At 68.1% G+C, this 16,860-nt stretch carries 17 protein-coding genes and 1 tRNA gene; 10 read left to right on the top strand and 8 right to left on the bottom strand.

From position 1 onward, the window contains the following. Positions 1-169 precede the first annotated feature (169 nt). Positions 170-1,057 carry a cutinase family protein gene (locus ACZ9GM_RS00940; protein ID WP_476037032.1) on the top strand — a complete coding sequence of 296 codons (888 nt, stop codon included), beginning with the start codon at positions 170-172 and terminating at the stop codon, positions 1,055-1,057. Here ACZ9GM_RS00940 and ACZ9GM_RS00945 read toward each other — a convergent pair. After that, positions 997-2,355 carry a glycosyltransferase 87 family protein gene (locus ACZ9GM_RS00945; RefSeq protein WP_476037033.1) on the bottom strand — a complete coding sequence of 453 codons (1,359 nt, stop codon included), beginning with the start codon at positions 2,353-2,355 and terminating at the stop codon, positions 997-999. The genes ACZ9GM_RS00940 and ACZ9GM_RS00945 overlap by 61 nt on opposite strands. A gap of 105 nt (positions 2,356-2,460) precedes the next feature. Further along, entirely contained in the window at positions 2,461-4,161 is a 1,701-nt protein-coding gene (locus ACZ9GM_RS00950) for an AMP-binding protein (RefSeq protein WP_476037034.1), read from the bottom strand. 167 nt (positions 4,162-4,328) lie between these two features. Here ACZ9GM_RS00950 and ACZ9GM_RS00955 point away from each other — a divergent pair, with 167 nt between their 5' ends. The 4 genes from ACZ9GM_RS00955 (at position 4,329) to ACZ9GM_RS00970 (ending at position 7,020) form a co-directional block, all read left to right on the top strand. Further along, complete coding sequence (locus ACZ9GM_RS00955) at positions 4,329-4,682, top strand: hypothetical protein (RefSeq protein ID WP_476037035.1); 354 nt, start codon at positions 4,329-4,331, stop codon at positions 4,680-4,682. A 57-nt stretch (positions 4,683-4,739) separates the two neighbouring features. Next, the gene (locus ACZ9GM_RS00960; protein ID WP_476037036.1) at positions 4,740-5,405 is read left to right on the top strand and encodes a FadR/GntR family transcriptional regulator; all 666 of its coding nucleotides are present in this window, start codon (positions 4,740-4,742) and stop codon (positions 5,403-5,405) included. Continuing rightward, complete coding sequence (locus ACZ9GM_RS00965) at positions 5,402-6,637, top strand: CynX/NimT family MFS transporter (protein ID WP_476037037.1); 1,236 nt, start codon at positions 5,402-5,404, stop codon at positions 6,635-6,637. Before ACZ9GM_RS00960 ends, ACZ9GM_RS00965 begins: the two co-directional genes overlap by 4 nt. Before the next feature lie 236 nt (positions 6,638-6,873). Next, positions 6,874-7,020 carry a hypothetical protein gene (locus tag ACZ9GM_RS00970; RefSeq protein ID WP_291473563.1) on the top strand — a complete coding sequence of 49 codons (147 nt, stop codon included), beginning with the start codon at positions 6,874-6,876 and terminating at the stop codon, positions 7,018-7,020. On the opposite strand, the gene ACZ9GM_RS00975 is transcribed toward ACZ9GM_RS00970, so the two are convergent. Both ACZ9GM_RS00975 and ACZ9GM_RS00980 read right to left on the bottom strand, forming a co-directional pair. Next, positions 7,011-7,892, bottom strand: a complete 882-nt coding sequence (locus ACZ9GM_RS00975; RefSeq protein WP_476037038.1) for a 3-hydroxyacyl-CoA dehydrogenase family protein — start codon at positions 7,890-7,892, stop codon at positions 7,011-7,013. The genes ACZ9GM_RS00970 and ACZ9GM_RS00975 overlap by 10 nt on opposite strands. Positions 7,893-7,895: 3 nt before the next feature. Then, positions 7,896-8,300, bottom strand: coding sequence for an enoyl-CoA hydratase/isomerase family protein (locus tag ACZ9GM_RS00980; RefSeq protein ID WP_476037039.1), 405 nt, complete (start codon positions 8,298-8,300; stop codon positions 7,896-7,898). Between the two features lie 217 nt (positions 8,301-8,517). Here ACZ9GM_RS00980 and ACZ9GM_RS00985 point away from each other — a divergent pair, with 217 nt between their 5' ends. Both ACZ9GM_RS00985 and ACZ9GM_RS00990 read left to right on the top strand, forming a co-directional pair. Then, complete coding sequence (locus ACZ9GM_RS00985; protein WP_291473560.1) at positions 8,518-9,264, top strand: DsbA family protein; 747 nt, start codon at positions 8,518-8,520, stop codon at positions 9,262-9,264. Between the two features lie 226 nt (positions 9,265-9,490). Next, positions 9,491-10,111 (top strand): PepSY domain-containing protein, encoded by a 621-nt coding sequence (locus ACZ9GM_RS00990; RefSeq protein WP_476037040.1) that lies wholly within the window; start codon positions 9,491-9,493, stop codon positions 10,109-10,111. A 51-nt stretch (positions 10,112-10,162) separates the two neighbouring features. Here ACZ9GM_RS00990 and ACZ9GM_RS00995 read toward each other — a convergent pair whose 3' ends face one another. From ACZ9GM_RS00995 to ACZ9GM_RS01005, 3 genes are all read right to left on the bottom strand, one after another. Next, entirely contained in the window at positions 10,163-10,900 is a 738-nt protein-coding gene (locus ACZ9GM_RS00995; protein WP_476037041.1) for an SDR family oxidoreductase, read from the bottom strand. A gap of 123 nt (positions 10,901-11,023) precedes the next feature. Then, positions 11,024-11,896, bottom strand: coding sequence for an aldo/keto reductase (locus ACZ9GM_RS01000; RefSeq protein ID WP_476037042.1), 873 nt, complete (start codon positions 11,894-11,896; stop codon positions 11,024-11,026). Further along, positions 11,893-12,849: a helix-turn-helix transcriptional regulator gene (locus ACZ9GM_RS01005; protein WP_476037043.1), complete on the bottom strand. Its 957-nt coding sequence runs from the start codon at positions 12,847-12,849 to the stop codon at positions 11,893-11,895. Before ACZ9GM_RS01005 ends, ACZ9GM_RS01000 begins: the two co-directional genes overlap by 4 nt. Positions 12,850-12,951: 102 nt before the next feature. On the opposite strand from ACZ9GM_RS01005, the gene ACZ9GM_RS01010 reads away from it, so the two are divergent. After that, positions 12,952-14,367, top strand: a complete 1,416-nt coding sequence (locus ACZ9GM_RS01010; protein WP_476037044.1) for an MFS transporter — start codon at positions 12,952-12,954, stop codon at positions 14,365-14,367. Between the two features lie 97 nt (positions 14,368-14,464). On the opposite strand, the gene ACZ9GM_RS01015 is transcribed toward ACZ9GM_RS01010, so the two are convergent. Continuing rightward, positions 14,465-14,540, bottom strand: a tRNA-Ala gene (locus ACZ9GM_RS01015). A 176-nt stretch (positions 14,541-14,716) separates the two neighbouring features. On the opposite strand from ACZ9GM_RS01015, the gene ACZ9GM_RS01020 reads away from it, so the two are divergent. Together ACZ9GM_RS01020 and ACZ9GM_RS01025 are read left to right on the top strand one after the other, a co-directional pair. Beyond that, positions 14,717-15,394 (top strand): response regulator transcription factor, encoded by a 678-nt coding sequence (locus tag ACZ9GM_RS01020; protein ID WP_291473554.1) that lies wholly within the window; start codon positions 14,717-14,719, stop codon positions 15,392-15,394. A 1-nt stretch (position 15,395) separates the two neighbouring features. Beyond that, positions 15,396-16,775, top strand: a complete 1,380-nt coding sequence (locus tag ACZ9GM_RS01025) for a sensor histidine kinase (protein ID WP_476037045.1) — start codon at positions 15,396-15,398, stop codon at positions 16,773-16,775. Positions 16,776-16,860: the final 85 nt, after the last annotated feature.

The raw sequence follows: 16,860 nt of genomic DNA on the forward strand, positions 1-16,860 counted from the left end.
TCAGTACAATTGTCATACCATCGCACATTCGCCCGGGAAAGTTACCTCCGTTGATGAAAACCCTGGCCAGCGACTATGTGGCGGGGGAGGGAAAGTGTCGCCGAAATCACCCCTGCAGACAACCGGTTCCAGTTGTGGAGGGTCCCCTCACCCCATAGATTCATCACCTATGCGCCTTTTCCCGAACCGTCGTCGTGCGACCGTGGCCGCCGCGACCGCTACCGTCCTCGCAGCCGGTGTCAGCCTGCTGACCGCCCCCGCCGCCGGGGCATCCAGTGTCTCCCTCGGACCGGTCGCCACCCCGGTCCTCCCGCGGTGCGAGCCGAGCATCGTCATCATCGTCCCCGGCGGCGGTAACTCCGTGGAGGGCATCCCGGAGAACCTCCCGGTCGGCGGATACACCGCGGACATGGGGGCGCGGGTCGACCAGATCGGCCGCTCCACCAGCCGCACGGTCTCCTACAACTCCGGCGCCTTTGTCGCCCGTGACTACCTCGACGCCGCCGCGGACGCCACCAACCAGACCCGGGACCTGGTCCGACGCACCGCCGCAGAGTGCCCCGGTGCGAAGATCAGCCTCTACGGCTACTCCCTCGGGGCGGACGCTGCGGCCCATGTCGCCGCCGAGATCGGTCAGGGCAACGGCCCGGTCTCCCCGGAGCGTTTCGGCTCCGGGGTCTTCCAGGCCAACCCCTACCGGGGCAGGACGACCGCCCAGGGTGGCACGGCAACCCCCGGCACCGGCATCCTCGGCGACCTCTCCGGCGCCTACGGCTCGGTGAGTGACCGGATCATGGACGTCTGTGACCGCGGTGACTTCACCTGTGACTCCGACACCTGGACCGGTGACGTCCGCGCGAACCGGGAGGCCTTCCTCGGTGTTTCGGCCCGCGGAGGCTACCAGGGGCTGACCGCCATCCCGGGTGACCAGCGTCAGTCCCTCGCCTTCGAGACGCTCATCGGCGTCCTGCCCGGAACCTGGCTGCACACCAACAGCTACTCCGCGACCGGCAGCTTCTCCCGCGGTGAGGGCTTCCTCCGCGGCCACATGGCCTGACCGTCACGGCTGTCGCGGCGCAGCAGCCACAGCGACACCACCCCGGCGATGAGGACGACCAGCGCTCCCTGCCACGTGTACCAGGTCGCGCCCCAGGCGCCCTTCTCCTGCATGACCCAGTAGGTGAGGTTGAAGTAGAAGGTCGTGCTGACGTACGGCAGCATGACCAGCGCCACGACCGCCGCTCCGACAAGGACGCCGGCCTGGGGCACCCACCATCCCCCGACACCGGCACGCGCGGCGGTCTTCTCTGCGGTCCGGACCGCTAGATCGACCAGGCAGAGCGCCAGCGGCACCAGCCAGACCCAGTGGTGGTGCCAGGAGAACGGGGAGATGAGGCAGGCGGTGATCCCGCCCAGTGCCATGACCAGTGCGTCGTTGCCGCGTCGGGAGGCGGCGATGACCGCCAGCGCCGCCGCAGCGAGGATGACCACCACCAGCACCAGCCACAGCAGGGTCGCTCCGGTGCCCTCGTGGCCGATCCAGCGCACCGCCGTCGACTTCAGCGACTGGGCGCCGGGGTTGTCGAGGGCGCCGATGCGGGAGTCGTCGAACAGGGCGGAGGTCCAGAACTTCGTGGCGTCCGGCACCATGACCAGGCCGATGACCACGGTGGCGAGGAAGGTTCCGGTGGCGACCGCGGCATCCCGGAAGCGACGTTGCAGCAGCATCACCCCGATGAAGATCGCGGGTGTGAGTTTCAGCCCTGCGGCGAGGCCGACCCCGATGCCGCTGAAGCGGTCCCGGCGTCGCAGGAAGTCCAGTGAGACCAGCAGCATGAGGACCAGGTTGATCTGCCCGTAGAAGAAGCTCTCCCGGACCGGCGCCAGCGACATCGCCCCGCACGCTGCGAGGACGCCGAGGGCGGCGGTGCCCGCATCCGGTCGCCAGCCACGCTGCACGAGGACGCCGATGGTGACTGCGACGAGGCACCCGGCACAGGCCATCGCCCAGAGGATCGCCGCGTTCGCCGGTGGGAACAGCGGCAGGATCCGGAAGACCGCGGCGGCGAACGGCGGGTAGGTGAACGGCAGGAAGCCCCACAGTCCGCCGTCGTACACCCCCTGTCCGTTGTTCAGGTGCTCACCGGCGGTGTAGTAGACCATGAAGTCCGGTGAGAGGCGGAAGAGATTGAGTCCCCGCTCCCCGAAGATGAAGGGGTTGGTGTCCCGCTTGAGGACGACCAGCGCGAGGACGAGCAGAACCACCCAGAGCGCCGCACGGGGACGACGGGAGGACCGTGGAGAGGTCCGGGGGGCAGCCTCAGTGGTGCCGCCGGGAGTTTCGGTCAGGGACATATCTCCCACAATTACCAGTGCGCTGCAGAGTCTCCGGTGAGGCGGCACCGGCGGGGGTGACCACTCACAGGTTCGGTTCACCCCGCCGACACAGGATGGGGCCGGTCAGTTCACGCGCTGTCCGTGTTCGTCCTCGTGCTCGGCCCAGGCGTCGTCGCGCAGTGCGTTCTTGCGTACTTTGCCGGTGGAGGTGCGGGGGAGTTCGTCGAGGACGCGGTAGTCGCGGGGCACCTTGTAGCCGGCGATCTGGCCCCGGCAGTGGTCGATGACGGACTGCTCCACGTGTGCCGCGGCGTCCCCGGTGGCGTCGGTGCCCGGGGTGAGGACGACATAGGCGCGCAGTCGCTCACCCCACTTCTCGTCGGGGACGCCGATCACCGCGACATCGTCGACGGCGGGGTGGCTTATCACGGCCTGCTCGACCTCGATGGTGGAGATGTTCTCACCACCGGAGATGACGACGTCCTTGGCCCGGTCGAGGATCTGGATGTAACCGTCCGGGTGTTTCACGGCGAGGTCACCGGAGTGGAACCAGCCACCGACGAAGGCCTCGGCGGTGGCGTCCGGATTGTGGAAGTACTCCTTCATCACGCCGTTGCCGCCGAGCACGATCTCGCCCATCGTCACTCCGTCAGCGGGGACGTCGACGAGGACGGTGTCCGGCGGGGCGCCGGTGGGGACCATCTCGACGACGCGGGCGTCCGCGTTGGTGATCATCGGGACGCCCTGGCGGGCCTTGAGTTTCGCCCGACCGGCGACGGGCAGGTCGGCCCAGTCCGGCTGGGGCTCACAGACGGTGTAGGGGCCGTAGCTCTCGGTGAGTCCGTAGACGTGGGTGACGACAATGCCGAGGTTCTCGCAGGCCTCGATGATCGTCGGGCTCGGCGGGGCACCTGCGGTGACGACGGACAGGCCCTCGGCCGGGTGTGCTTCATCTGCGCCGACGAGTGTGGAGAGTACCGCCGGGGCGCCGCACATGGCGGTTACGCCCTCGGTGTCGATGAGGTCCCACATCTCGGGTCCCCGCACAGCACGCAGCGCGACCTGGGTGGCGGAGACCGCCATGGCCGCCCAGCCCGTGCACCAGCCGGAGCAGTGGAACATCGGCAGGGTCCACAGGTAGACCGTGTCGCGGGTGAAGTCCTGGGTGGTGACCTCGCCGAGGGCGTTGAGGTAGGCGCCGCGGTGGGTGTAGACCACGCCCTTGGGTCGCCCCGTGGTGCCGGAGGTGTAGTTGATGGCGATGGCGGCGTCCTCGTCATCGACGGTGAAGGGGAAGGTCGTGTCGTCGTCCGCGTCCTCCTCATGATGGACACCCTCATCGAGGAACTCGTCCCAGGTGGTCACGGTGCCGGCGTCCGGGTGCTTCGGCTGTGGCTGGGATCCGTCGGCGTTGTGGATGAGCACGAAGGTGTCGACCAGTCCGGCGGATCCGAGGGTGCGACGCGAGGCGAGGATGAGGTCCTGCTCACCGAAGAGGATGCGGATGTCGGAGTGGTCGCAGATGTAGCGGACCTCGGCGGGGGCCAGACGCGTGTTGATCGCCACCAGGACGCCGCCGGCCAGCGGGACGGCGAACTGGGCGAGCAGGGCCTCGTAACTGTTGGATGCCAGCATGCCGACCCGTTCGCCGGGGCGCAGCCCGCGGCGTCGCAGGGCCCGGGCCAGTTTCACGGCGTCCGTCCTCATCGCGGCGAAGGTGATGCGGCGGGGGCCGTCGATGCAGGCGGTCTTACCGGGGTGCACCTGGGCAGAGCGGTCGAGGAAGCGCAACGGGGTGAGTGAGGACTGTGCGGATCGTGACACCGGGATGGTCTCCTTGTCGGGACGAAAGTTGTGGTGCGTGCCACTGTAGCGGTACGGGGGTTGTGGGGAGCGGGGTTGCGGGTGATGTCGTGGATGTCGCCGGGCCCGCCGCAGTCGGCAGGCCGAGCACCGTCGACTGCACGACGCCCATGAGCTGTGCCGGGGGCATGTCGGGATCACGTACGGCGTCCACCACAGACACCACAGACACCACAGACACCACAGACACTGTCCTCGTCACCGTCGCCGCTGTTCTCGCGGCCTGTCTGATCGTCATCCGCTTCAGTCTCTTCCTCCACCTCCACCTCGTGCGCCGCGATCTCACCCCGGTGCTGCCGGCGGGCCTGCAGGAGGCGATGCGGTGGGCGGTGCGCGTCAGTTTCTACGTCTTCTACGTCTTTTTCGCCGCCCTGATCCTTCCGAAGCTCCGTCGCCGCTGGCCCGGTCTCGCCGAGCGGGTCTTCCTCGTGGTCACGCCGCTGTGGTTCCTCGTGGTCGCGGTAGCGCTGGGCGTCGCCTGATCCGCAGTGGCGGACTCAAATGTAGGATATTTGGCACTATCACGTAGGATGGCGGCCATGCCCAGGATCGAACCAGTACAGACCAGGTCGGAACAGGTCGCTGACCAGCTCCGTGACCGGATCGCCGCCGGGGAGTTCCCCGTCGGGTCCCTCATCCCGACCGAGAAGGACCTCGCCGAAGAGACCGGCGTGAGCCGCAACAGTGTCCGTGAGGCCGTCCGCGCACTCGTCCACGCCGGGATGCTCGCCTCCCGCGCCGGCTACGGCACCTATGTCACGGACACCAGCGATCTCGCTCCCACGCTCGCCCGGCACATCGACCGCGACCGGGAGCAGGACGTCGCCGAAGTCCGTGCGATCCTGGAACGTGAGGGCGCCCGGCTCGCGGCACTGCGTGCGACCCCAGAGCAGATCGACGCGCTGCGATCTGCTCTGGCCGTCCGCTCTGACACTCTCGCCGACGGGGACGAGGATGCCTTCACCGCCGCCGACATCGACTTCCACCGCATGCTCATGGCGGCCTCGGGCAATGCTCTGCTCGCCGAGCTCTACCGGGGAGTCGGTGGAAACGAACTCGCCCTGCACAACGTCGGGATGTCCCGGGAGACCGCCGAGATGACCGCGGCCCATGAGGCGGTCGTCACCGAGGTCGCTGCCCACGACCCGGGTGCCGCCGCCGCTGCCGCCGACCACCTCATCGCACTGGTGGAGGCCCTGTCGTGACTGCCGACACGACGGTTCCGACTCTCCGCCGCCATGCGCCCACCACCCTGATCATCGCCGGCATCCTGCTCGTCGCCGGGAACCTCCGCGCCGCCCTCACCACTGTCGGTCCGGTCCTCAGCAACATCCGTGACGACCTGGGACTCTCGTCCTCCGCTGCGTCCTTCCTGGTCAGCCTTCCGCTGTTGGCGTTCGCCGTGGTATCCCCGTTCGTGCCGCGGGTCGCACTCCGACTGGGCCTGGAGCGCACCATCGCCGCGGCACTGGGTGTCCTCGCCGTCGGACTCGTTGTCCGCTCCACCCCGCCGACCGTGCTGCTGTGGGTCGGCACGCTGCTCATCGGTGTGGCGATCGCGGTGCTCAACGTGGTGCTGCCCTCCTGGGTGAAGCGCGACTTCCCGACGAAGATCGGCCAGGTCACCGGCGCCTATTCCGCGGTGCAGTCCGGATTCGCCGCCGTGGCCTCCGGTGTCGCGGTGCCGGTCGCCGGACTCACCGGGCTGGGTTGGCGGCTCCCGGCCGCCATGTGGGCTGGGATGGCCCTGATCGCGGTCGGCGTCCTGCTGCCGCTGATGTGGCGGGAGGCTGGAGAGACGACGGAGGAGGCCACGGACGCTCCTGGCCTCGTGCCGACGGACACCGGCCACACTGTCCATCCCGGTCCTCCGCTGTGGCGCTCCCTGCTGGCCTGGCAGGTCGCCGCGTTCATGGGCCTGCAGTCCACCAACTACTACGTGCTCATCACCTGGCTTCCCTCGATCGAACAGGACGCCGGCATCAGCGACACCACTGCCGGCCTGCACCTCGTGCTGTTCAGCATCTTCGGCATCGGCGGCAGTCTCGGTTGCTCGGCACTGCTGGCCCGGCTGCGCAACCAGCAGGTGCTCGGTGCATGCATCGCGCTGGTCCTGGTGGTAGCGAACCTGGGGATCATGCTCGCGCCGGGTGCCACGGTGGTGTGGGCGTGTGTCGCCGGTATCGGCGGCGGATCTTCGATAGTCTTCGCCCTGTCGCTGTTCGGGATGCGCGCCCGGTCACACCGGACCGCGGCATCCCTGTCCGGTATGGCACAGAGCCTCGGCTACATCCTCGCGGCGGTGGGGCCGGTCGCCGTCGGTGCCCTGCACGATGCGACCGGATCGTGGACGCCGCCGATGGCCGTCCTGCTCGTGCTGTCCGGATGCCTGGTGGTGGCGGGTCTTCTCGCCGGACGTGACCGGACAGTCGACTGAGCTGCCTGCGGAGGTCGGTTCGTCTCATCGGGGGACGCCGCCTGGCCTGTCCCGCCACGGGTTCACACACGGGTCGCTTCAGTACGGACCACCCGTCCCTCCCGGCGGCACAGTCGTCTCCACCGTGACCACGGTCCCGTCGGCGTCCCCTGTCGGACTCGGTAAGGCGCGGCGGCTCGTCGGCCCGGTCCGGCGTGCTGGCGGCGGTGGAAGCGTTCAGCAGGGTCGCCTCAGGCGTGCATTACGTCCACGACGCGCTGTCCGGGCTGGCACTGGGACTCGTGGTCACCACCGCGACGGTGCTCGCGCTCGTGCCGCGGCTGACCCCGGTGGTCGCCCGGCGGATGCCGGGACTGCTCACTCCGCCCGGCCGTCAGTTGTAGTCGTAGAAGCCCTTGCCGGACTTGCGGCCCAGCTCCCCGACGGCGACCTTGTCGCGCAGGATCTGCGGCGGGGTGAAGCGGTCACCCAGCTCCTCCGAGAGGTATTCGGCGATACCGAGGCGGACGTCCAGCCCGACGATGTCTGTGAGCGCGAGCGGGCCCACCGGGTGCTTGTAGCCCAGCGTCATCGCGTTGTCGATGTCCTCGGCGGAGGCGACACCCTCCTCGACCATGCGCATCGCCTCGAGTCCGAGGGCGAGTCCCAGGCGGGAGGACGCGAACCCGGGCCGGTTCTTCACCACGACCGGGGTCTTGCCCAGTGCGGTGACCCACTGCGGGGCCAGCTCACGCAGTTCCCCGGCGGAGGCGTCCGCGATGATGACCTCGATGAGTTTCGATGCGGGCACCGGGTTGAAGAAGTGCAGACCGCAGATCCGCTCCGGGTGACCGGTGACCTCACCGACAGCCTGGGCGAGCTCGTCGACGGAGAGGGAAGACGTGTTCGTCCCCAGCCAGGCGTCCGTGCCGACGACCTCGGCAACGCTCTCCAGTGCGGCGGTCTTGATGCCCATGTCCTCGGGCACGGCCTCGATGACCAGGCTGCATCCGGCGAAGTCCGCGACATCGGAGGTGACGGTCAGGCGGGAGGCGGCGTCCTCGACCGAATCGGCGAGCTTGCCGCGGTCGGCGGAGGCCTGCACCTGGTCGAGGACGCGGTCCCGGGCGGCGTCGGCGGCGTCGGGGTTCGCCTCGACGACCGTCACCTCGGACCCGGAGACGAGGAAAGCGTGGGCGATCCCGGCACCCATGCGTCCGCCACCGAGGACGCCGACGTGTGCGGGGAGACCGGTGGGGAGGGGCGTGTCAGTCATGTTCTACTTCTTCTTTCGGTCGATGAAAGCCTGCATACGGTCGAACTTCGCCTCGGACTTGAAAAGGATGGCCTGGGCGAGGTCGTCGACGGCGGCGATGACCGGCATGGCGAGCGTGGCGATGCGGTCGAAGATCCGGGAGCTGATGCCGGCCAGTGCGTCCGCCCGGCGCCGATCGCGCAGCTGGGTGATGTCCGCGCCGGAAGCGAAGATTCCCTTGGGACTGTTGCGTCCCTCGACCCCACAACCGGTGATGACGAGGACGCGGGGATCGTCTTCCAGCTCGTCACAGACGGCGTGCAGGTCATCGACCATGGCCTGGTCGACGGCGTTGCGGACCTCGGGGCGGTTGAGGCGGACGAGCGTGTGGGTGTCGGTGGTCTCGACAGTCAGGGTGGAGAAGGTCATCCCTGAAGTATGGTTCAGTTCCATTCCTTTTCACACCCTTTCGAGGGGAATGGCGCGGGCGAGGTCTCCCCGAGGGTGGGTTGCCGCTGACGGTTTCCTGTCAACTGTGCTCACAGGACCCGCATGTCTGGTGGTTGACGTGTCCCGGGGGATAGGGTGGACGCTGGTACAGCAGTGCTGACCGGGCACATGCATTCGAAGAAAGAGCAGGATTCAGGTGAGCCAGAAGATCAAGGCCCCGAACGAGAAGAGCAACGGCTTCCTCTGGGGACTCGTGGCGATCGTCGTGATCGCCGTCGTCGTCATCGCCGTGGTGGTCATCCAGGGCCGCGACAGCAAGTCCAGCAATGAGGGGCTCGCCCCGGCTGAGAACGTCAACTTCTCCGTCGGTGTCGAAGACGGCAACATCGTGCTCGCCTCCGACGCTGTCGCAGATGATGCACCGGTCGCAGACCTCTACGAGGACTACAGCTGCCACTTCTGTTCTGACCTGGTCACTGCTGACCACGAGTCCCTGAAGGCCGCCCTCAACGACGGCAAGATCACCATGCGCTACAACACGGTGAACTTCCTGGACGGCGGCGAGGGCGGACATTCGACCGTCGCGGGCGCAGTGGCCATGGCCATCGCGGACTCCGGCAACGCCGAAGCGTTCTGGGCGTTCCACGACTGGGCCTTCATGAACCGCACGGACATCTCCGGCTACAGCTTCGATGATTTCGCAGACGCTGCGGAGAACCTCGGTGTGGATGCCGACACTGTCTCCGCAATCCGTGATGAGTCGGTCCGGGACACCTACCAGTCGGTGCTGGAATCCAACATGGAACGGCTGCAGGACAAGGAAGGCGAGGATTCGGGCACTCCATCCCTGTACGTCAACGATGAGAAATTCCAGCTCCAGAAGGACCCGGAGATGGACACCCAGACCCAGATGGCTGACTGGGTCCCGGACGTCGTCGGCTGACCGACGTCGCCTCAGGCTCGCAGTTCGACGGCCCCTTTCCCGCTTCGGGGAAAGGGGCCGTCGGTCTCCGCCTGCAGCTGCGACGACCCGTCTCTGCTCGCGGACCGGGTACCTGACGCGGTGGGGTAGCAGTCGGGGGTGGCGTCTTCAGGTGGCGTTCAGCAGGGCGTCCGTAGCATGACGGACAACAGCATTCACCCCCCCCCAGACCACCGGAGGTAGTCCGATGAACAGCCGATACACCCGCACCACCCTCGCAGCGTTGACCGCATCCCTCCTCGGCGTCGGTGTTCTCGCCGCCTGCGGTGACGATTCCGACGACGCTGACTCGACCGTCACCGTGACCCGGGAAGCCCCCGCCGACACCTCGGGGACGGAATCCACCGCTGCCACGACCACCTCACGATCCGACGGCAGCGGCAGTTCAGACCACACCGATGCCCGGACCTCCGCGGTGGACGCGGCCAGCGCTCTCGAGGCCGCGCTGGACGCTAAGCCGGGCTCCTATGCCGTGGAGGTCGATGAGGAGGACAGCCGTGCCTGGGAGATCACCCTCGTCGTCGACGGTCAGGGCGTGGAGGTGACGGTGGACGCAGCGACCGGTGAGATCGCCGGCGAGCGGTCGACAGATCTGGACGCCGAGCAGCGCGAAGCCCCGTCAGTCACCGCCGCCGAGGCGGTCGACGCCGCTCTCGCCGAGAAGTCCGGCACCCTCCACTCCCTTGACCTTGACCGGGACGGCGGGACCGTCGTCTGGGAGGCGACCGTCATCGACGGCACCCAGGAATGGGACATCGTCATCGACGCGTCCTCCGGTGACGTCCTGCGCGCCGACCTGGACGACTGATCTGACGTCACCGGGCACCCGGATATCGGCCGGACGGGTCAGCCGGACTCGTCAGCCGAGCTGGTCAGCAGGACGCAGGAGCACCTCGTTGATGGCCAGGTGCCGGGGTCGGGAGAGGATGAAGGCGATGACCTCGGCGATCTCCCCGGGGGTTACCCGGGCGACGTCGTACATCTTCTGCACCGTCTCCCGCGTGGCATTGTCGGTGATGTGGCTGGGCAACTCGGTGTCCACGACGCCGGGTTCGATGAGGGTGACGCGCACATCCGGCAGGAGCTCCTGGCGCAGCGACTCCGACCAGCCGTTGATGCCCCACTTGGTGGCGGCGTAGACGCCATTCGTGGGGCGGGCGTTACGCCCGGCGACCGAGGAAATGTTCACCAGATCGCCGCCGCCGTCCCTGAGCTGGTCGAGGAAGACCTCGGTCGTGGTGATCGCACCGAGCAGATTCGCCTCGACCATCGTCCGGTAGTCTTCACGACGTTCCGGGGAGAAGGGGCCGAGGAGCATGACCCCGGCATTGTTGACGAGCACGTCGGTGCCACCGAGTTCGTCCTTCACCCGCTGCGCCGCGGCAACGAGAGAGTCCCGGTCGGTGACGTCCGCTATGATCGCGGTCGCGCCGTCGCCGAGCTCGTCAGCGAGAGAGTCGATACGATCGGCGCGGCGGGCGAGCAGCGCGACCCGGTACCCGGCGCCATGCAGGGCGCGCGCGGTCGCCGCGCCGATGCCGGAAGATGCGCCGGTGATCACTGCGGTGCGGCGGGCGTGGTCAGAGATGGTGTTCATGGGACGGGGTTCCTTACTGTCGAGACTGTCGAGGTTTCTGCCGGATGACTGTTGTTCTTCAGTCGCGTGCAGTTCTGGACGTCGTAGCGCCGGCGACCCGCGCGACGCGCACCGTGGACCCGCTCAGGCCTCGGGAATGTCGCGCCAGAACGCCTCGCGGGTGACGTCCTCCGGCTCCGGACCGCCGCGCACCCCGGTGTCCAGGGCGTCGATGCGGGCCAGCTCCTCGCCCGTCAGCTCGAATCCGAAGACATCGGCGTTCGCGGCGATCCGCGCCGGGTTCACGGACTTCGGAATCGCCGACCGCCCCTGCTGCAGGTGCCAGCGCAGCATCACCTGGGCGGGTGTCCTGCCGTGCGCGGTCGCGATCTCGCCGATCGTCGTGTCCTCGAAGGTGCTCGTGCCGCTGCCGCGGTAGGCGGTGATACCGCCCATCGGCGACCACGCCTGCGTCACCGTGCCCTGGGCGCGGTTGGCTTCCTGCACCGCCTGCTGCGTGAAGTACGGGTGCACCTCGATCTGGTTCACCGCCGGCACGATCTCGGTGTGTTCCCGCAGCGCGTCGAGGTGCTCGGCCATGAAGTTCGAGACGCCGATCGCGCGGACCCGGCCATCGGCCAGGAGAGTCTCCAGGGCCCGGTAGGCATGGATCGTGTGGTCGAAGTCGGTGGGCACCGCCTGGTGCAGCAGGAGTAGATCGATCGTCTCGACACCTAGCTTGCCCGCGGATTTCTCGAAGGCGTGCAGTGTCTCGTCGTAGCCGTAGTCGCTGATCCAGATTTTCGTTTCAACGAACACCTCACTGCGGTCCAGGCCGGAGCGGCGGATGCCCTCACCGACCTCGCGCTCGTTGGAGTAGGCGGCGGCGGTGTCGATGAGCCGGTAGCCCACCCGCAGTGCCTCGACGACGGAGTCAACGGTCTGCTCGGGCGGGGTCTGGAAGACGCCGAATCCGAGGGCCGGCATCTCCACACTGTTGTTCAGGGTGATGTTCATGATCTTCTCTTTCTTGTCGTGGGCAGCATCGCGCTGCCGTCAGGTACCGTGCCGTCCGGGTGACGCGGCGGGTCTGCGGGAGGTGCGCCCTGCTCGGTCGCCGGGGGCGCCGCGGTGGCGCTGAGGCTGCCCAGGAGCGTGAGACGCTCCTCGGTCGGGCTGCCGGGCCCGGCGGTGTAGCCGAACATGAACCACTCGGGATTCGCGGGCAGGTGCATCGCCTCGTAGACCAGTTCGAGATCACCGACGTCGGGATGGTTGATGCGTTTGATGCCGGTGCGATGGTGCCGCACATCGTGCGTGCTCCATCGCTGCCGGAAGGCATCGGATCGGGTGACCAGTTCACCGATGACATTGGTGAGCGCCGTGTCGCGGGGGTTCTGCCCGGCGTAGGTGCGCATCGTGGCGACGATGTCGTCGGCGCCCTGCTCCCAGTCGGGGAAGAAGCTCCGTGCCGCAGGGCTCAGGAACATGAACCGTGCGGTGTTCCCGCGACCGTCGGCGTCCTCCAGGAGAGGGCGGTACAGTGCCCGGCCGAGCTGGTTGGTCGCGATAACGTTCATGCGCCGGTCGCGCACCCAGACCGGCGCGCCGGTGACGGCGTCGAGGAAACGCTGCAGGCTCGGTCGTACCGGTCCCTCGGAGCTGGCTTTGCGTGGTCTGGGCGGGTGGGGGTCGGCGGCGCGGGCCAGGTCGTGCAGATGATCGGTCTCGGCATCGTCCAGCTGCAGCGCCATGGCCACCTGGTCCAGGATGACCGGGGCCACGCCGCGCAGGTCGCCGCGTTCCATCTTCGCGTAGTATTCCACGCTGATGTGGGCCAGGATCGCGACCTCTTCCCGGCGCAGCCCGGGCACCCGGCGGCGACCGCCGCCGATGAGGCCCACCTGCTCGGGCGCTATCCTGTCACGTCGGCTGCGGAGGAACTTTCCCACATCGGTGTGCTGGTCCATGGTGTCAACGGTAAGCGCGTTCTCCTGCTGTCGGGGTGTACCGCCAGTACATGGACGGAACGGAACTTCCCCGTCCCCGGGCCGACGGCGTCAAGTGGTGGCATGGCTTCCTCTCTTTCCCCCGTCGAACCCCTGACGACACGTGGGGTACGCACCGGCATGATCCTGGCGATCGTGCTGGTCTCCTACTTCATGGTCGTGCTGGACAACTCGATCATCTTCACCGGACTGCCGCAGATCCGGGCTGGCCTCGGACTGTCACCGACCGGGCTGGCGTGGGCGCAGAACGCCTACACGCTCGTGTTCGGCGGGCTTCTTCTTCTCGGTGCGCGACTGGGCGATCTCCTCGGTCGACGCCGGGTCTTCATCGTCGGGCTCGCACTCTTCGGTCTGGCGTCGTTTCTCGTCGGCGTGGCGCAGAACGCCGCCTGGATCGTCACTGCCCGGGCCTTCCAGGGCATCGGTGCGGCAATCGTCGCTCCGTCCTCGCTGGCTCTCATCACCGCCCTGTTCCCTGCCGGCCACGAGCGCACCCGTGCCACGGCGGCCTACGGAACCACCGCCGGTCTCGGCGCCAGTCTCGGCCTCGTCGTCGGCGGAGCGCTCGCCTCATGGGTCTCCTGGCGGGCAGGGTTCTTCATCAACGTGCCCGTCGCCGTCGTCATGGTCATCCTCGCGCTGCGTTTCCTGCCGTCCTTCGAGACCGAACGGGGCCGCTTCGACCTCATTGGTGCCGCCACCTCCGTACTCGGCATGGGTGCACTGGTCTACGGCATCATCAATGCCGGGGAAAGCGGGTGGGGAGACCCGTTCGCGATCTGGCCGATGACCATCGGGGCGTCGGTCCTGGCACTGTTCATGCTCAACGAGTGGCGAGCGAGGCAGCCGATCCTGCCGCTGCGGCTGTTCGCCAGTGCCGGGCGTTCCGGAGCGGCGATCGCCCGTCTGCTGTTCGCGGGCACGATGATTGCGTTCTACTTCTTCACCACCCAGTACTTCCAGGGTGTCTACGGTTGGACACCCCTTCAGGCCGGCCTCGGGTTCCTGCCCATGAGCCTGGTCCAGTTCTGCTCGTCCCTGCTGGTCCCACGGCTCACGCGCAGGTGGGGCAATTCTGTTCTTCTCCTCGGCGGACTCATCCTCGTCCTCGTCGGGATGGCCTGGATCAGCCGGATCACCCCCGACACGTCGTTCGTGGCCGGTGCTGTCGGTCCCCTTGTCCTCCTCGGCCTCGGCCAGGGCCTCGGTTTCGGGCCGATCACCTCCGCCGGAGTCGCGGGAGCCCGTCCCGGGGACGCCGGCGCAGCATCCGGCCTCGTGAACACAGCCCACCAACTCGGCTCCACGCTCGGCGTCGCGGTCCTGACCTACGTCGCAGCCGGCGCATCGACGCTGTCCGGGCGCGTCGTAGATGCCTATGCCGGTGGTGTTGTCATGATCGCCGTCGCTGTCATCGCGTCGCTGGCGCTGATCGTTCCGTCCGAGGTGCGCAGCCGGAGGATGACGACACCGGCGTGACTGTACTCCGCCGCAGAGTTCCGAGGGAGCAGCCTGGCCGTCAACGCACTGACCCCCGACACGCTGGTGCATGTCGGGGGTCCGGGTACGTCGTCAATGGTGGAGCTAAGGGGACTCGAACCCCTGACCCCCACACTGCCAGTGTGGTGCGCTACCAGCTGCGCCATAGCCCCGCACGCGTGGTGGTCCGTGAAGACCGCGATGCGAACGAGGGATAACGTACAACACTCCGACACCTTCCGACAAATAGCCAGGTCCAGCCACATCGATGTGGGTAGGGATGGGTGTTGCGGGTCGGTTCAGCGGGACTTCAGCTGGACTTCAGCTGGACCGTGGGAGAATAACCTCCATGCGGATACTGGTGGTGGATGATGAGGTGCGGCTCGCCGCCGGTGTCCGGCGTGGTCTGGAGGCGGAGGGCATGGTCGTCGATGTCGCCAACGACGGGGTCACCGGTCTGGACATGGCGTCTGACGCCGACTACGACGCCATCGTCCTCGACATCATGATGCCCGGCATGAACGGCTACCGCGTCTGCGAGGCGTTGCGTGAGGACGGCAACTGGACCCCGGTGCTTTTCCTCACCGCTAAGGACGGGGAGTGGGACGAGGTCGAGGGGCTCGACACCGGTGGCGACGACTGGTTGACCAAACCCTTCTCCTACCCGGTCCTCGTCGCCCGACTGCGGGCGATGGTCCGTCGCGGCTCCCGGGGACGCCCTGAGATCCTCTCTGCCGGTGATCTTCGGCTCGATCCGGCGGCCCGGCAGGCCTACCGTGGCGATGACGAGATCCCGTTGACCGCCCGGGAGCTCGCCGTGCTCGACTTTCTGCTGCGCCACTCCGGCGAGGTCGTCACCAAACAGGAGGTGCTCGCCAATGTCTGGGGCGGGTCCTTCGACGGGGACGCCAACATCGTCGAGGTCTACATCGGCCACCTGCGGGCCAAGGTCGACCGGCCCTTCGGTCGTGCGGCGATCGGGACCGTTCGCGGCGCGGGCTACCGGCTCGACCGGAACGGGGGCTGACATGGGCAGGCTTCTCCGGGGCCTACGTCCGGTCCGCTCGATCCGGGCCCGCGTCACCGCCGGGGCGACGCTCTTCGTCGCCGTCATCCTCATCGTGGCCGCGGTGATCGCGGTGCCGGTGCTCGGCCGGGTACTCACCGACTCGGTCGCCGAATCCGTGTACCAGGACCTGGACTCCCTGGAGTCGCAGCTGGAGGCGTCCCCGGACCGGGCAGCGGCGGTGGTGGCCGGGATCGACGATGACCTGCTTGTCCGGTTGCAGACCAGGGGCGGCACGGAGGTCGTCAACGATGAGGACGCGGCAGAACTCGCCGGCACCGACGGGGAGGACGCCACGACGGTCACCGTCGACGACGAGTCCTGGCTTGCCGCGACGGAGGACACGGACGCCGGGACGCTGGCCGTCGCACGCCCGATGGAGCATGTCGATGACACCGTCTCGGCGACGACGACGCTGCTGGTCGTGACGGTGCCGCTGATGGTGCTGCTCGTAGGCCTCGTGGTGTGGGTCGTCACCGGGCGCGCCCTGCGTCCGGTGGAGCGGCTGCGCCGGCAGGTCGACAGTATCGAGGCCTCGGATCTGTCCCGGCGGGTGGATGCCGGTGATGATGAACTCGGTGCCCTGGCCGCGACGATGAACCGGATGCTCGGCCGACTCGAACAGTCCCAGGCGGTGCAGCGCCGCTTCGTCAGTGACGCCTCCCATGAGCTCCGCTCGCCCCTGGCGACGATGCGTCAGTACGCCGAGCTTGCCGTCGCCCACCCCGAGACGGTGCCCACCGGGGAACTCGGGGAGGTCGTGATCGCGGAAGGGGAGCGGATGCAGGACCTCGTCGAGGGGCTGCTGCTGCTCGCCCGGCTCGACGAGGGGCAGCGTCCTCCCACGGCGCCCGTGGACCTGGACGATCTGGTCCTGCGGGAGGCTGACCGGCTGCGTCGTACGGGCGGGCGTCCAGGTGAGAGGTCGACCGCCGTGGAGGTCGACACCTCCGGCGTCGGGCCGGGCCGGGTCGAGGGCAATGACCGGCTGCTGGCCCGGGTGGTCCGTAACCTCGTCGACAATGCCTCCCGGCATGCGGAAGGACGCGTCGAGCTCCGGGTGCGCGGTGAGTCGACGGAGCTGGGGGAGAGGGTGCTGTTGACTGTCGCCGATGACGGCGCAGGTGTGCCACCGGAGGACCGGGAGCGGATCTTCGACCGCTTCACCCGCCTGGACGAGGGGCGTGCCCGGGACGTCGGCGGCAGCGGACTGGGCCTGGCCATCGTCTGCGACGTGGTGGAGGCGCACGGCGGCACGGTGTCGGTCACCACCGGTGACGGTAGAGGGGAGGGCGCAGGCGCAGCGTTCACCGTCGACCTCCCGGCCGATACTCGCGAATAGCCTGAAACCGTGTTCAGTCACTGCTACTTTCGGTGAGGTAACTGTCAGCGTGGAGAGAGGGCACTGTGAGCGGGTCCGTGAACAA

The sequence above is a fragment of the Corynebacterium sp. UD i78 genome, assembly GCF_056280545.1.

What these genes read in the sequence shown, in the direction of transcription:
- ACZ9GM_RS00940 (WP_476037032.1), top strand. Translation starts at nt 170, where the DNA reads ATGCGCCTTTTCCCGAACCGTCGTCGTGCGACCGTGGCCGCCGCGACC.
- ACZ9GM_RS00945 (WP_476037033.1), bottom strand. Translation starts at nt 2,355, where the DNA reads ATGTCCCTGACCGAAACTCCCGGCGGCACCACTGAGGCTGCCCCCCGG.
- ACZ9GM_RS00955 (WP_476037035.1), top strand. Translation starts at nt 4,329, where the DNA reads ATGTCGGGATCACGTACGGCGTCCACCACAGACACCACAGACACCACA.
- ACZ9GM_RS00960 (WP_476037036.1), top strand. Translation starts at nt 4,740, where the DNA reads ATGCCCAGGATCGAACCAGTACAGACCAGGTCGGAACAGGTCGCTGAC.
- ACZ9GM_RS00975 (WP_476037038.1), bottom strand. Translation starts at nt 7,892, where the DNA reads ATGACTGACACGCCCCTCCCCACCGGTCTCCCCGCACACGTCGGCGTC.
- ACZ9GM_RS00980 (WP_476037039.1), bottom strand. Translation starts at nt 8,300, where the DNA reads ATGACCTTCTCCACCCTGACTGTCGAGACCACCGACACCCACACGCTC.
- ACZ9GM_RS00990 (WP_476037040.1), top strand. Translation starts at nt 9,491, where the DNA reads ATGAACAGCCGATACACCCGCACCACCCTCGCAGCGTTGACCGCATCC.
- ACZ9GM_RS00995 (WP_476037041.1), bottom strand. Translation starts at nt 10,900, where the DNA reads ATGAACACCATCTCTGACCACGCCCGCCGCACCGCAGTGATCACCGGC.
- ACZ9GM_RS01000 (WP_476037042.1), bottom strand. Translation starts at nt 11,896, where the DNA reads ATGAACATCACCCTGAACAACAGTGTGGAGATGCCGGCCCTCGGATTC.
- ACZ9GM_RS01005 (WP_476037043.1), bottom strand. Translation starts at nt 12,849, where the DNA reads ATGGACCAGCACACCGATGTGGGAAAGTTCCTCCGCAGCCGACGTGAC.
- ACZ9GM_RS01010 (WP_476037044.1), top strand. Translation starts at nt 12,952, where the DNA reads ATGGCTTCCTCTCTTTCCCCCGTCGAACCCCTGACGACACGTGGGGTA.
- ACZ9GM_RS01020 (WP_291473554.1), top strand. Translation starts at nt 14,717, where the DNA reads ATGCGGATACTGGTGGTGGATGATGAGGTGCGGCTCGCCGCCGGTGTC.
- ACZ9GM_RS01025 (WP_476037045.1), top strand. Translation starts at nt 15,396, where the DNA reads ATGGGCAGGCTTCTCCGGGGCCTACGTCCGGTCCGCTCGATCCGGGCC.